Source organism: Streptomyces sp. NRRL S-350 (genome assembly GCF_000719705.1).
Taxonomy (GTDB): domain Bacteria; phylum Actinomycetota; class Actinomycetes; order Streptomycetales; family Streptomycetaceae; genus Kitasatospora.
Genome location: NZ_JOHO01000044.1, coordinates 1 through 12,418, shown reverse-complemented (window position 1 = coordinate 12,418; position 12,418 = coordinate 1). Strand labels below are relative to the sequence as shown.

The following is a 12,418-nucleotide window of genomic DNA, read 5'->3' as shown; positions in this document are numbered from 1 at the left end:
ACCGCACCGCCGGACGCGCAGGTCGCACCCCGCCCCAGCCGGGGGGAGGGAGGCCCCGGCTCAGACCCGGGCGCCGAGCATCCGCAGCACCAACTCGCCGTACCGGCGCCCTAGTTCCTCCGGGGTCTCGGTCGAGCGGTCGGTGTACCAGCGGGAGACGTCGATGCCCAGGGAGGTGACCGCGCGGGCCGCCGTCCGCACCTCGGAGACCTGGAACTCCCCGGCCGTGGCGCCCTCCTCGATCAGCGCGCTGACCTCGCGTTCGATGTCCAGCCGCAGCGCCGCGACCACCGCGTAGGCGTCCTCGGGCAGCGCGTGCAGCTCGTAGTTGACCACGCGGCCCACCGTGCGGGCCCGGGCGTGCCAGGCGGTGAACTGCTCGACCAGCCGTCTCATCCGCTCCGCCGGGGCGCCCCCGCCGGCCACCGCCTCCCGGACCAGCGCCAGTGTGGCGGCGTGCCCGGCCTGGCTGATCTCGGCCAGCAGCGCGGCCTTCGACTGGTAGTGGATGTACAGCGCGGCCGGGCTCATTCCGGCGGCGGTGGCGATGTCCCGGGTGGTGGTGGCGTGGAAGCCGCGCTCCGCGAACGACTCGACGGCGGCCTGGAGGAGCCGGTACGCCGCCTCGGGGCGGGTGTCGGCGCCGGGCAGGTTCGGCCAGAGGTCGGCGATCGGGGTGCTGGTCATGGCGTCATCCTCCCAGAGAACTCGCACAGGCTTTCCCGTTGTCCGCCCGGCGGGCTGTTGACAGGCTCCCGCACCGACAGCATGCTGAGCAAGCGCTTAGTCAGCGGTGACAGCCCGACCCTCGCACGAAAGGCAGGACGCTCCGTGGTGCACTCCTTCAAGGGCCGGGTGGCCGTCGTCACCGGATCCAGCCGGGGCATCGGCCTCGGCATCGCGCGGGAACTGGTCGACCGCGGCGCCAAGGTCTGCCTCACCGCCCGCAACCCCGAACCGCTCGCCGAGGCCGTCCGGGACCTCGGCGGCCCCGAGAACGCCATCGCCGTCGCGGGCAAGGCCGACGACCCGGCCCACCAGGACGAGGCGATCGCCCGCACCCTGGAGGCCTTCGGCCGGCTCGACCACCTGGTCAACAACACCGGCATCAACCCGGTGTACGGGCCGGTCCTGGGCACCGACGAGGACGCCGCCGCCAAGATCCTGGCCGTCAACGTGCTCGGCCCGCTGGCCTGGACCCGCCGAGCCCACGCCGCGTGGATGGGCGAGCACGGCGGCTCCGTCGTCAACGTCGCCTCGATCGCCGGGATACGGGCCTCCGCCGGGATCGGCATGTACGGCGTGAGCAAGGCCGCGCTGATCCGGCTCACCGTCGAACTCGGTGCCGAGCTGGGCCCGCAGGGCATCCGGGTCAACGCCGTCGCCCCCGCGGTCGTCAAGACCAAGTTCGCCGAAGCCCTCTACGAGGGCCGCGAGGAGAAGGTCGCCGCCGCCTACCCCCTCGGCCGACTCGGCATCCCCGAGGACATCGCGGGCGCGGTCGCCTTCCTCCTCTCCCCCGACGCCGGCTGGATCACCGGCCAGACCCTGGTCATCGACGGCGGCGTCACCCTCGGCGGTGGGATGTGACAACGGAGTTCGCCGACCGGGGCGTCGTCGTCACCGGCGCCGGCCGGGGCATCGGGGCCGCGCTGGCACGGGCCTTCGCGGCGAACGGGGCGCGGGTGGTCGTCAACGACCTCGACGCCGAGGCCGCCCGGGCCGTCGCCCAGGACTGCGGCGGCACCGCCCTGCCCGGGGACGCCGCCTCCGCCACCGGCCTCGCCGCACTGGTCGGCCGGGCCCGCGCGGAGCTCGGCGAGATCGACGTGTGGTGCGCCAACGCGGGCGTCGCCCCCGTCGGCGGGGCCGACGCGCCGGCCGCCGCCTGGGCGAGCGCCTGGGAGGTCAACGTGCTCGCGCACGTGCGCGCCGCCGAACTGCTGCTCCCCCGCTGGCTGGAGCGCGGCGAGGGCCGCTTCCTGTCCACGGTCTCCGCCGCCGGGCTGCTCACGATGCTCGGCTCGGCCCCGTACGCCGTCAGCAAGCACGGCGCGCTCGCCTTCGCCGAGTGGCTTTCCGCGACGTACCGGCACCGGGGCGTCCGGGTCCACGCGCTCTGCCCGCAGGGCGTGCGCACCGACATGCTCGCCTCGACCGGCGCGGTCGGGGAGGCGCTGCTCGCGCCGACCGCCCTGGAGCCGGACGACGTCGCCGAGGCCGCCCTGGCCGGGCTGCGCGAGGACCGCTTCCTGATCCTGCCGCACGCCGAGGTCGCCGAGTACTACCGGGTCCGCGCCACCGAGCCGGACCGCTGGATCGCCGGGGTGAACCGGCTCCAGCAGGGGCTGGAGAGGAGCGGGGCACTGTGAGGGCCTGGCAGGTGGGCGGGCTCGGCGAGCCCGCCGAGGTGATGCGGCTCGCCGAAGGCGTCGCGCGGCCGGTGCCCGGCCCGGGGCAGCTGCTGGTCCGGGTGCGGGCCGGCGCCGTCAACTTCCCGGACGCACTGATGGTCCGCGGGCAGTACCAGGTGCGCCCGCCGCTGCCGTTCACCCCCGGCGTGGAGCTGTGCGGCGAGGTGGCCGACGGGCCCCGGCGGGGCGAGCGGCTGATCGGCACCCCGGTGCTGCCGCACGGCGCCTTCGCCGAGTACGCGCTGCTGGACGCCGCGGCCGCGTTCCCGGCACCCGAGGCGCTGGACGACGCCGAGGCGGCCGCGCTGCACATCGGCTACCAGACCGCCTGGTTCGCGCTGCACCGGCGGGCCCGGCTGCGGGCCGGCGAGACCCTGCTGGTGCACGCGGCGGCCGGCGGGGTCGGCAGTGCGGCCGTCCAGCTCGGCCGGGCCGCCGGGGCCCGGGTGGTCGCGGTGGTCGGCGGCGCGGCGAAGGCGCAGGCCGCCCGGGCGCTCGGCGCCGAGGTGGTGGTGGACCGTACGGCGCAGGACTTCGTCGCCGCCGTCAAGGAGGCCACCGAGGGGCGCGGCGCGGACGTGGTCTTCGACCCGGTCGGCGGCGCCGCGTACACCGGCTCCACCAAGTGCGTCGCCTTCGAGGGCCGGATCGTGGTGGTCGGCTTCGCCGCCGGGCAGATCCCGGCGCCGGCCCTCAACCACGCGCTGGTGAAGAACTACTCGATCCTCGGCCTGCACTGGGGCCTGTACAACACCCACGACCCGCGGGCCGTCCGGGTCGCGCACGACGAGCTGGCGAAGCTCGCCGAGCAGGGCACCGTCCGCCCGCTGGTGAGCGCCCGGGTGCCGCTGGCCGGCGCCGCGGACGCCGTCCAGCGGGTCGCCGACGGGCTGAGCACCGGTCGGATCGCCGTCCTGGGCGACTGACGCGGCTGCCGGTCCGAGCCGGTCCTGCCGTGGCCCGGAATACGGCTGCGACCGGACCGACACCCTGCCAGGATGCGGGGATGACATCCTTCTCCGCCGCTCGCGACTCGCTGGAGGGCCTGGCCCTCGGGGACGGATTCGGGGAGCGCTGGTTCCCCCTCTTCCGGTCGCCCCGCGACGCGTTCGAGCAGATCCGGGCCCGACGGGCGCCGGAGGAAGGCCCCTGGCAGTGGACCGACGACACCGCGATGGCACTGTCGGTGTTCGGCGTCCTGACCGCCTTCGACTCCGTCCACCAGGAGCGACTCGCCCAGGCCTTCGGCGCCACCTACCGGGCCGACTCGGGCCGCGGCTACGGCCACGGCATGCACCTGCTGCTGCCTGAACTCGCCCGGGATCCGGCGAGTTGGCGCGCCGCGGCCCGCGGACTCTTCGACGGCCAGGGCAGCCTCGGCAACGGCGCGGCGATGCGGGTGGCCCCGCTGGGCGCCTGGTTCCACGCGGACCTGGACGAGGCGGCCGAGCAGGCGGCGCTGTCCGCCGAGGTGACGCACGCCCACCCCGAGGGCATCGCCGGGGCGGTCGCCGTCGCCCTGGCCGCGGCCCTCGCCGCCCGCGCCCGTTCCGGGGGCGCCCCCGCCGGCCCGGAGCTGCTGGCCGAGGTCGCCGACCGCACCCCGGCCGGCGCGGTCCGCGACGGGCTGGGCCGGGCCGTCGAGGTGTCCCCCCGCACCGAGGCCTGGCGGGCCGCCGACCTCCTGGGCAACGGCCGGCGGATCCGGGCGAGCGACACCGTCCCCTTCGCCCTGTGGTCCGCCGCCCACCACCTGGACAGCCTGACCGACGCCCTGTGGACCACCGCCGAGGGCCTGGGCGACGTCGACACCACCTGCGCCATCACCGGCGGCGTCGTCGCCGCCCGCACCGGCCTCGCCGACGTCCCGCAGGACTGGACGGCCTGCCTCGAGCCACTGCCCGACTGGGTCGCCAGGGCCGAGGCGGAGGCCGACGCCAAGCCCCCGCGGTGAGTCACGCCCGCGAGGCCGCCCGCGGCCGTGGCCCGGCCGCCCGGCCGCCCGGCGGGGACGCTCTGGGCGATCGCCGGGCAGGCGCCCGCCACCGACGGCGCCGACCCGGGCGCGGAGTTCCGCCAGGCATCCCGCGCCTCAGCCGCTGACCTCCACGGTGACGTCGTAGGTGCGCTGCTCGGGCGGGCAGTTGAGGGCTTCGCCGCAGGCGGTGCGGGTGGCGGTGAGGTGGGCGGTGCCGGGGGTGCGGGCGGTGAAGGCGGTGGTCACGGTGCCGCAGCCGCCGCCGGGGCGGCAGGAGGGGGACGCGGCGGTCGTGGGCGCGCCGCCGGGGGCGACCACGTCGGGGGCGGAACTGGTCGCGGCCGTCCAGTAGGTGCTGTGCAGCGCGAGCGTGACGGTCGTGCCGACGGCCGCCTTCACGGTGGTGTGGTCGGCGTGTTCGTCCACCGTGACCGCCGCCGGTGCGGTGGCGGCCGGGGTGGTGGTCGCGGCGGCCGACGGGCTCGTCCCGCCGGAGGAGGCGCACCCGGCGAGGGTGAGCAGGGCGGCGGCCAGAGTCAGGGCGGCGGGTGTTCTCGGGTTCACGTTGGTTCCTTCTGCCGAGGTGCGAGCGGTTCCGGTTCGACGCACCGGCGGCCGGTTCGGATCCCGCGGAGGGCGACCGCGGGCCGGCGGCCGCGGGCTGGCGGCCGCGGGCGCCCCGGCCGGGCGGACGGAAAACGGCACCGGGGCGGGCCGTTGGGCCCACCCCGGTGCGTTCGGCGCGGTGATCGTCAGGAGACGGTCACGTCGTCGTAGTAGGTGTAGGTCGGGTCACCCGCGTAGTTGTCGTCGTGGTTGCTCAGGGTGAGGGTGTAGGAGTGGCCCGGGGTGACGGTGGCCGTCTTGTTGGTCCAGGTGCCGGTGGTGGTGCAGGTCTTGGCGAGGACCGTGGTGGTCGTGCCGGTGGTGTTGTCCTTCAGGGTGGCGGTGGCCCAGTCGTAGGTGACGGTGTCGTCGCAGGTGTTGCTGTACCAGAAGGACACCTTGCTGGAGCCGGTCGGCGCGGTGAAGGTCTGGGCGAGCGAGGAGTCCCCGGTCGGGCTGGTGGAGCCGACCATGGCGCCGTAGCTGCCGCTGTGGGCGGCGGCGGAGGTGGCCGAGGTGGAACCGGCGGCGGTCCAGCCGGTCAGGTTGCCGTTCTCGAAGCCGCCGTTGGTGACGGTGTTGCCGCCGCCACCGCTGGTGGACTCGGTCCAGCTGAAGCTGGTGCTGCCGGTGGCGCCGGTGGTGTCGGTCACGGTGACGGTGACGCCGGAGGTGCCGGCGGCGGTCGGGGTGCCGGAGATCAGGCCGGTCGAGGCGTTGATCGCCAGGCCGGCCGGCAGGCCGGTGGCCGAGTAGCTGAGCGTCTGGCCGGAGGCGGAGTCGGTGGCGTGGATCTGCAGGCTCGCCGCGGTGCCGACGGTGCCGTTCTGGTTGCCCGGGTTCGTGACGGTGACCGTGTTGCCGTGGGTCAGGATGGCGTGCGAGATCGCGCAGGAGTTGGTGTCGTTGGACCAGCTGGCCTGCTCGGCGTAGGAGCCGAAGGTGCCGAAGGAGACGTTGGCGGCGCCGCCGGTGCTGCCGGGCTGGATCCAGGCGCACTCGTCGGAGTTCTCCTGGCCGTTGTAGCTGCTGCCCGAGACGTGGTTGGTCCAGCCGCCGGCCGGGTTCTGGTCGGACATCATCTCGTGCCACTCGTGGCCGAGGGTCATCGTCCAACCGTCGAGCGTGCCGGGCGAGTTGACGAAGCCGACACCGCAGTTGGAGCCCGCGTCGATGTTGTACGGCTGGTTGGAGAACGCGATGTCGCCGTAGGGCGAGTTCGCCGCACCGCCGGTGAGGGTGGTGTCCCCGTTCCAGTCGTGCCAGGCGCAGTACCCGGTGCTGGGGTTCTGGTAGTCGTCCGGGTTGGTGCCGTGCGGGGACAGGATGATGTAGTACGCGTCCCGGTTGGCGGCGGCCGTGGTGTTGCCGAAGTGGCCGGCGGCCTTGACCGCTTCCTGGGCGAGCTGGTTGCCCGTGGCCTGGCTCGGCGAGGCGGCCGCGTTGTCGTACCAGACGCCGGACAGGACGCCGCCGCTCTGGTACGGGACGAAGTTGGCGTTGGACGGGCAGCTGACGGCCCCGGTGGCGACGGCGGGGCCGTCGCACCACTGGGTCAGGTCCGCCGACCAGGTCTCGCCGTTGGTGCCGATGCCCTTGAACATCTGCTGGGTGGCGCCGGCCGCCCCGGCCGAGTCGCCCGAGAACTTCGCGTTGCCGTTGGCGTCGGTGGTCTGCGAGCCCCACTGGTTGCCGTAGAACACCAGGTAGACCTTGGAGTGGCCGCTCTGCACGCCGATGCCGTCGACGCCGCCGCCGTAGGACAGCGTCTGCTGGCCGGTGGCCGCGGCCTGGTTGTGGGCGGCGAGCCACTTCTTGTAGTTCTCGTGCTGGGACATGCCCGGTACGGCGCCGTGCCGGTACGGGTGCCCGTTCTGCGGGCTCCAGGGGTTGAACTCGCTGCCGGAGCTGCCCTGCGAGCTGGAGATGTCCTGTGCGGAGGCCGGGCCGGCGGCGCCGGCCAGGCCGGCGGCGGCGAGCGCGAGCGACGCTATTCCGGTGAGCGCCGCGTACTTCGCGCGTCGGATCCTGCGGGAGTGACCCATGGGTGAGGGTGCCCTCTCTTCTGCCGATCGCCCTGCGGTTCTTGGGGGCCGCGGACGATCCCTTTGTGGGGGAAGGGCCGGTGGGGAATTCCGACGGCGGTCGACTCCGGACGGAATTCTTCCGCACACCCGGAATTGACTGCTCGTCGGCTGTTTCCACCTGCTGGGCATGAAGGAAAGCAGAGCTGATGAACAGCGGTCAACGGCGAAGGGTAAGGACTGATTAAGGAGCGGGTCCAAGCAGGTCAAGCCGCGTCGATGACATGGGATCAACGCGCGTAGCCATTCACTGAATACGGACCCGAATTCTGTTCCGGTAATCCGCCGTCCGGGCCGTGCGAATCGTTGTTCCTGACGGCGGCTCACCGACTCTTCGGCCCCGCTGACCTCGGCTGCGGCCGAAGAACGGGCGGCGCCGGGACTCCACCCGGCGCCGCCCGGCGCACTAACCTTCGTAGGCCATTTCCGGGAAGCGCGGCGAGGGCCCGTCCAGCAGCCGGTCGTCGTGCCCGCGCAGCCAGCGGTCGAAGAACGAGGCGACGTACGAGCGGGTGGCGAGCTCCGCGCGGCCGGGGCGGATGTCGCCGACGTCCCCGCGCAGTTGCTCCGCGTCGAGCACGCCCTGCCGGGCGAGCTGGGGCAGCAGGGACTGCGCGTCGGTGTACGAGCCGTGGCGGGAGCCGGTGAGGGTCAGGTCGGCGTGCCAGCCGGTGCTGTGCTGCCACAGCGCGTTCCAGCCGGGCTGCCGGCTGTACGCCCCGGAGTCCTCGCTCCCGGTGCCCATCAGCAGGAAGGGCCGGTCCAGGCCGTCCTCGGCGACACTGGGCAGGAACACGCCGGTGTGGCCGTCCGGGCCGGGGAAGTGCAGTTGGCCGTCCAGGTTGATCCCGGCGGCGATCCGCGGATCGTCGTGCATGGTCTGGAGCGCCGTGAAGCCGCCCGCCGACTGGCCGACCATGCCGATCCGGTCGAGGTCGAGCACCCCGGCCAGGCCGGCCGGCAGGCCCGGCCGTCCGGCCAGCCCGGCGAGCTGGTCCAGCACGAAGCGGGTGTCGTCGACGCGGGTGCCGAGGGCCTTGCGCAGCACGGCACCGATGTCCAGGTCCGGCTGGCCGAGCATGCCGGGAAACACCGAGGGAGCCAATCCCCCGTCCGGGAAGGTGACTTCGGAGGCCTCGTAGGTGTGGTCGACGGTGACCACGACGTAGCCGCGCGAGGCGAGGTCCTCGACGAGCGCCGTCCCCCAGGTCCGGGGGTCGCCGAGGCCCGGCGAGTACAGCACCACCGGGCGCCGGCCGCCGGGCAGCGCCGGGGCGTCCTGGCGGGCGTGGGTGCGGATGCCGGACCAGTCGGTACTGCCCGGCTCGGTACCGTAGTTGATCCTGGCGAGGCCTTCGGCGCTGCCGAAGTGCGCCCCGGCGGCGGGCTCCATGTACGGTGCACGGTCGCCCGGGCCGGCCGGGCGGGAGGTCGGGTACCAGAGGCTGATCATCAGCTCGCGCCGGCGCCCGGGCTGCCACGGGTCCTCGCGGGCGTCGTCGGTCAGGTGCAGTGCGGTCGTCCCGATCGGGTACGGCCCGGTGGGCTCCGGCAGCCACGCCCGCGCCCGCTGCCCGGCGCCCCCGCCGTCCGCCGCGACCGCTCCCGGCGCGACGGCCGTGCCCAGCACCGCCGTCGCCGCCAGCAGGACCGCCGCCAAAGCCCGTCCCCCACTGCCCATGTCGTCTCTCCTCGCGCAGGTCGATCCGGTCGATCGAACACGCAGGACACTACGGGCGGGGGCGGCCCGAAGCCGTCATACCAGGGAGCCAACCAGGCCCTGAGTACCCGGGTATGACACCCCTAGGGGCCATCCGGCGGTACCGGTCCGACCGCCCTGGCGACCCGTCGGCGCGGGCCCCGGGAGCCAGGGCGGGTCCGGCCGCCTCCTAGCGGTACCGCTTCAGCTCCCGCCGGGCCAGCGAGCGCTTGTGCACCTCGTCGGGGCCGTCGGCCAGCCGCAGGGTGCGGTTGCCGGCCCAGAGCTGGGCCAGCGGCGTGTCCTGGCTGACGCCGGCGGCGCCGTGCGCCTGGACGGCCTTGTCCAGGATCCATTCGACGGTGCGCGGGGTGGCGATCTTGATCGCCTGGATCTCGGTGTGCGCGCCCCGGTTGCCGACGGTGTCCATCAGCCAGGCGGTCTTCAGCACCAGCAGCCGCAACTGCTCGATCCGGACGCGGGACTCGGCGATCCAGTCCTGGACCACCCCCTGCTCGGCGAGCGGCCTGCCGAAGGCGACCCGCTCGCCCGCCCGTCGGCACATCAGCTCCAGCGCCCGCTCGGCGATGCCGATCGCGCGCATGCAGTGGTGGATCCGGCCCGGGCCGAGCCGGGCCTGGGCGATGGCGAAGCCCGTGCCCTCCTCGCCGATCAGGTGGGAGACCGGCACGCGGACGTCTTCGAACAGCACCTCGGCGTGGCCGCCGTGGTCGGCGTCGTCGTAGCCGAAGACCGTCATGCCGCGCTTGACGGTGACGCCGGGGGTGTCGCGCGGGACGAGCACCATGCTCTGCTGGCGGTGCGGTTCGGCGCCGGGATCGGTCTTGCCCATCACGATGAGGAGCTTGCAGTCCGGGTTCATCGCCCCGGTGATGTACCACTTGCGGCCGTTGATCACGTACTCGTCGCCGTCCCGCTCGATCCGGGTGGCGATGTTGGTGGCGTCCGAGGAGGCCACCTCGGGCTCGGTCATCGCGAACGCGGAGCGGATCTCGGCGTCGAGGAGGGGGCGCAGCCACCGCTCGCGCTGCTCGGGGCTGCCGAACTGGGCCAGCAGCTCCATGTTGCCGGTGTCGGGGGCCGCGCAGTTGAGCGCGGGCGGGGCCAACTGCGGGCTGCGGCCGGTGATCTCGGCGAGCGGGGCGTACTGCAGGTTGGTGAGGCCGGCGCCGTGCTCACCCGGCATGAAGAGGTTCCAGAGCCCCTGCTTCCGGGCCTCGGCCTGCAGGTCCGCGACGACCGGCGGGACCGCCCAGTGCGCGCGGGCCGGGTCGGCGAGCTGGTCGGCCAGGACGGGCTCGGCGGGGTGCACGTGCTCGTCCATGAAGGCGAGCAGCCGTTCGCGGAGTTCGTCGGTCCGGGCGTCGTACGCGAAGTCCATCGGTCAGTTCTCCTTGAGGGTGCTCAGGCCGTGCCGGGCGAGGACCGGGGCCATCTCGCCCGCGCGCTCGAAGCCCGCGCCGAGGGTGCGGCCCTGCCGGAAGCGGAAGTGGATGCCCTCGGCGACGGCCGCGAGCTTGAAGGACGCGAAGGCCACGTACCAGTCCAGGTCGTCGGCCTCCCGGCCGGTCGCCCCGGCGTACCGGGAGACGATCTCGTCGGGCCCGGGGAAGCCGGGGGCGGTCATGGCGGACGGGACGATGCCGCCGCCGACGCCGGCGAGCTCGGTGTACATCACCAGCAGGCCGATGTCGGTGAGCGGGTCGCCCAGGGTGGACATCTCCCAGTCGAGGACGGCGGCGATGCCGTCCTCCTCGTCGACCAGCACGTTGTCCAGCCGGTAGTCGCCGTGCACGAGGGCGGGCGCGGGTGAGACGGGCAGCCGCGCGGCGAGCACGGCGTGCAGCCGGTCGAGTTCGGGCAGGTCCCGGCTGCGGGAGGCGGCGAGCTGCTTGGACCAGCGGCGCAGCTGGCGCTCCAGGTAGCCCTCGGGCCGCCCGAAGTCCTCCAGGCCGACGGCGGCGGGGTCGATCCGGTGCAGGGCGGCCAGGGTGTCGACCAGCCGGCGCCCGAGTGCGCTCACCCGCTCCTCGCCGATGGCGGCGAGGGCGTCGGCGTCCCGGTGCGCGGTGCCCGCGACGTACTCCATGAGGTACCAGGGCGCGCCGAGGACGTCCTCGCCGTGGTCGATCACCAGCATCCGGGGAACGGGCACGCCGGTGCCGCGCAGGGCCGACATCACCCGGTACTCGCGGCCCATGTCGTGGGCGGTCGCCAGCACGTGCCCGAGCGGCGGGCGCCGCAGCACCCAGCGGGAGGAGCCCTCGGAGAGCAGGTACGTCAGGTTCGACCGGCCTCCTTCGATGAGGTCCGCTCGCAGCGGCCCCCGGACGGTCCCGGGCAGCTCGCGCTCCAGGTAGGTGCGGAGCCGGCCCAGGTCCAGGCCGGGCGGGTCGGCGGGGGTGTCGGCCATCGGGCGGCTCCTGGAGTCGACGGGCATTGACTAAGCGCTTGCTTAGCATTCAGCCGCGTCACCCCTCCTGTCAATGCTCCCGCCGACGACCCGACCCCCGAGCCGGGCCGGCTCGGGGGTCGTCGGGATGGTGTCGGTCGGGATCGTGGCGGCACTACCGGCCCTGGTCCCGCTCCCGCGTCCTCCGCTGCATGTCCATCAGCATGGCCATGGTCTCGGGGTGCACCGTGCTCTCCCCCTCCTCGTCGTCCAGGTCGTCGAGGTCGTCCAGGTCGTCGTCGAGGTCGTCGCCGTCATCCGCATCGCGCGGATTCCGGCGCGCCTGCGGAAGCAGTTCGTCGTAGCGGGGATCCCCCGGTTCGATCTTGTGCCACCCGTCGTAGAAGTACCCCTCCGGGGCCTTCCCGCCGTACCGCTGCCAGATGGTGACGCCGTCGGCGTCGAGCATCGGGTTGCCGGTGACCTCGTAGCTCTCAGAATGCTCGCTCAAAGTACTCCTTCAGTATCTTCGCGGCCTCGCGGTCGCCGAACGTGAACTTCGTCAGCTTCTTGGCGGTCCAGTAATTGAACGCCTCGGCGAAGAACTCGTGCGGCTGGCGGATGTACCCGTCCAGCTGCGGATTGCCGCCGATCCGGTCCAGGACCTGCTGTTGCACATGCTGCCACTCCGGCTGACGGCTCTTGAATCCGTAGGCCTCGTCGACCGCGTGACCGAACTCGTGGACGGCGACGCTGCTGCGTTCGTCGGCACTCGAATTGACGAGGAGCCTGCGCTGGTCCGGCCGGTACATTCCGGGCACGTGGTCCGCGGGCACGCTTCCTCCCACCGGTCTGACGCCCGCGAGGTCGAAACCCCCCGGAAGCTCCGTGACGGGCCTGGGGCCGATGCTGATCCCGCCGCCCGGGACCGCCTTCAGGTAGGCCCAGACCTTGTTGAAGACCTTGGGGGGCACGCGCGCCAACTCCGTGGTCACCTTGGCGACGCTCGGGTGGTCCTCGACGTACTCGCGCGGGGGCAGTCGGCCGGGCATCGGCAGCTCCACCGGCTTGGCGTGCTTCGGGGCGTACGGGCCGCTGTCGGCGGAACGCCCGCGCGGCCCCGCCGCGCCGCCGACGGCGCCGAGGACGAGGTCCAGCGGCATGACGGGGCCGGTCTGGAAGGCGGCGTCGTAGCCGTAGGCGAGGCCGGCGCCGGTGACCATG

The 12,418-nt window shown here is 73.8% G+C and carries 12 protein-coding genes; 4 read left to right on the top strand and 8 right to left on the bottom strand.

Features of this window, described 5'->3' with window-relative positions:
- Positions 1–60: 60 nt before the first annotated feature.
- Complete coding sequence (locus IF30_RS0129100; protein ID WP_030243982.1) at positions 61–687, bottom strand: TetR/AcrR family transcriptional regulator; 627 nt, start codon at positions 685–687, stop codon at positions 61–63.
- Between the two features lie 144 nt (positions 688–831).
- Between IF30_RS0129100 and IF30_RS0129095 the strand changes: the two genes are divergently transcribed.
- From IF30_RS0129095 to IF30_RS0129080, 4 genes are all read left to right on the top strand, one after another.
- Entirely contained in the window at positions 832–1,590 is a 759-nt protein-coding gene (locus tag IF30_RS0129095; protein WP_037901544.1) for an SDR family oxidoreductase, read from the top strand.
- Positions 1,587–2,372 carry an SDR family oxidoreductase gene (locus IF30_RS0129090; protein WP_030243979.1) on the top strand — a complete coding sequence of 262 codons (786 nt, stop codon included), beginning with the start codon at positions 1,587–1,589 and terminating at the stop codon, positions 2,370–2,372. The genes IF30_RS0129095 and IF30_RS0129090 overlap by 4 nt, the downstream gene beginning before the upstream one ends.
- The gene (locus tag IF30_RS0129085; RefSeq protein ID WP_030243977.1) at positions 2,369–3,340 is read left to right on the top strand and encodes an NADPH:quinone oxidoreductase family protein; all 972 of its coding nucleotides are present in this window, start codon (positions 2,369–2,371) and stop codon (positions 3,338–3,340) included. The genes IF30_RS0129090 and IF30_RS0129085 overlap by 4 nt, the downstream gene beginning before the upstream one ends.
- Before the next feature lie 80 nt (positions 3,341–3,420).
- A complete protein-coding gene (locus tag IF30_RS0129080; RefSeq protein ID WP_051711456.1) occupies positions 3,421–4,368 on the top strand; it encodes an ADP-ribosylglycohydrolase family protein in 948 nt (315 codons plus the stop codon).
- Between the two features lie 138 nt (positions 4,369–4,506).
- Here IF30_RS0129080 and IF30_RS0129075 read toward each other — a convergent pair whose 3' ends face one another.
- From IF30_RS0129075 to IF30_RS0129045, 7 genes are all read right to left on the bottom strand, one after another.
- The gene (locus IF30_RS0129075) at positions 4,507–4,956 is read right to left on the bottom strand and encodes a hypothetical protein (RefSeq protein ID WP_030243974.1); all 450 of its coding nucleotides are present in this window, start codon (positions 4,954–4,956) and stop codon (positions 4,507–4,509) included.
- 188 nt (positions 4,957–5,144) lie between these two features.
- Complete coding sequence (locus IF30_RS48800; protein ID WP_063752827.1) at positions 5,145–7,043, bottom strand: putative Ig domain-containing protein; 1,899 nt, start codon at positions 7,041–7,043, stop codon at positions 5,145–5,147.
- Between the two features lie 445 nt (positions 7,044–7,488).
- Positions 7,489–8,763 (bottom strand): alpha/beta hydrolase family protein, encoded by a 1,275-nt coding sequence (locus IF30_RS0129065; RefSeq protein WP_030243971.1) that lies wholly within the window; start codon positions 8,761–8,763, stop codon positions 7,489–7,491.
- Between the two features lie 208 nt (positions 8,764–8,971).
- Positions 8,972–10,183 (bottom strand): acyl-CoA dehydrogenase family protein, encoded by a 1,212-nt coding sequence (locus tag IF30_RS0129060; protein WP_030243969.1) that lies wholly within the window; start codon positions 10,181–10,183, stop codon positions 8,972–8,974.
- A gap of 3 nt (positions 10,184–10,186) precedes the next feature.
- Positions 10,187–11,215, bottom strand: a complete 1,029-nt coding sequence (locus IF30_RS0129055) for a phosphotransferase family protein (RefSeq protein WP_030243967.1) — start codon at positions 11,213–11,215, stop codon at positions 10,187–10,189.
- A 154-nt stretch (positions 11,216–11,369) separates the two neighbouring features.
- Positions 11,370–11,705, bottom strand: a complete 336-nt coding sequence (locus tag IF30_RS0129050; protein ID WP_030243966.1) for a hypothetical protein — start codon at positions 11,703–11,705, stop codon at positions 11,370–11,372.
- A partial coding sequence (locus tag IF30_RS0129045) for an anthrax toxin lethal factor-related metalloendopeptidase (RefSeq protein ID WP_030243963.1) occupies positions 11,689–12,418 on the bottom strand: 730 nt, incomplete at its 5' end. The genes IF30_RS0129050 and IF30_RS0129045, both read right to left, overlap by 17 nt.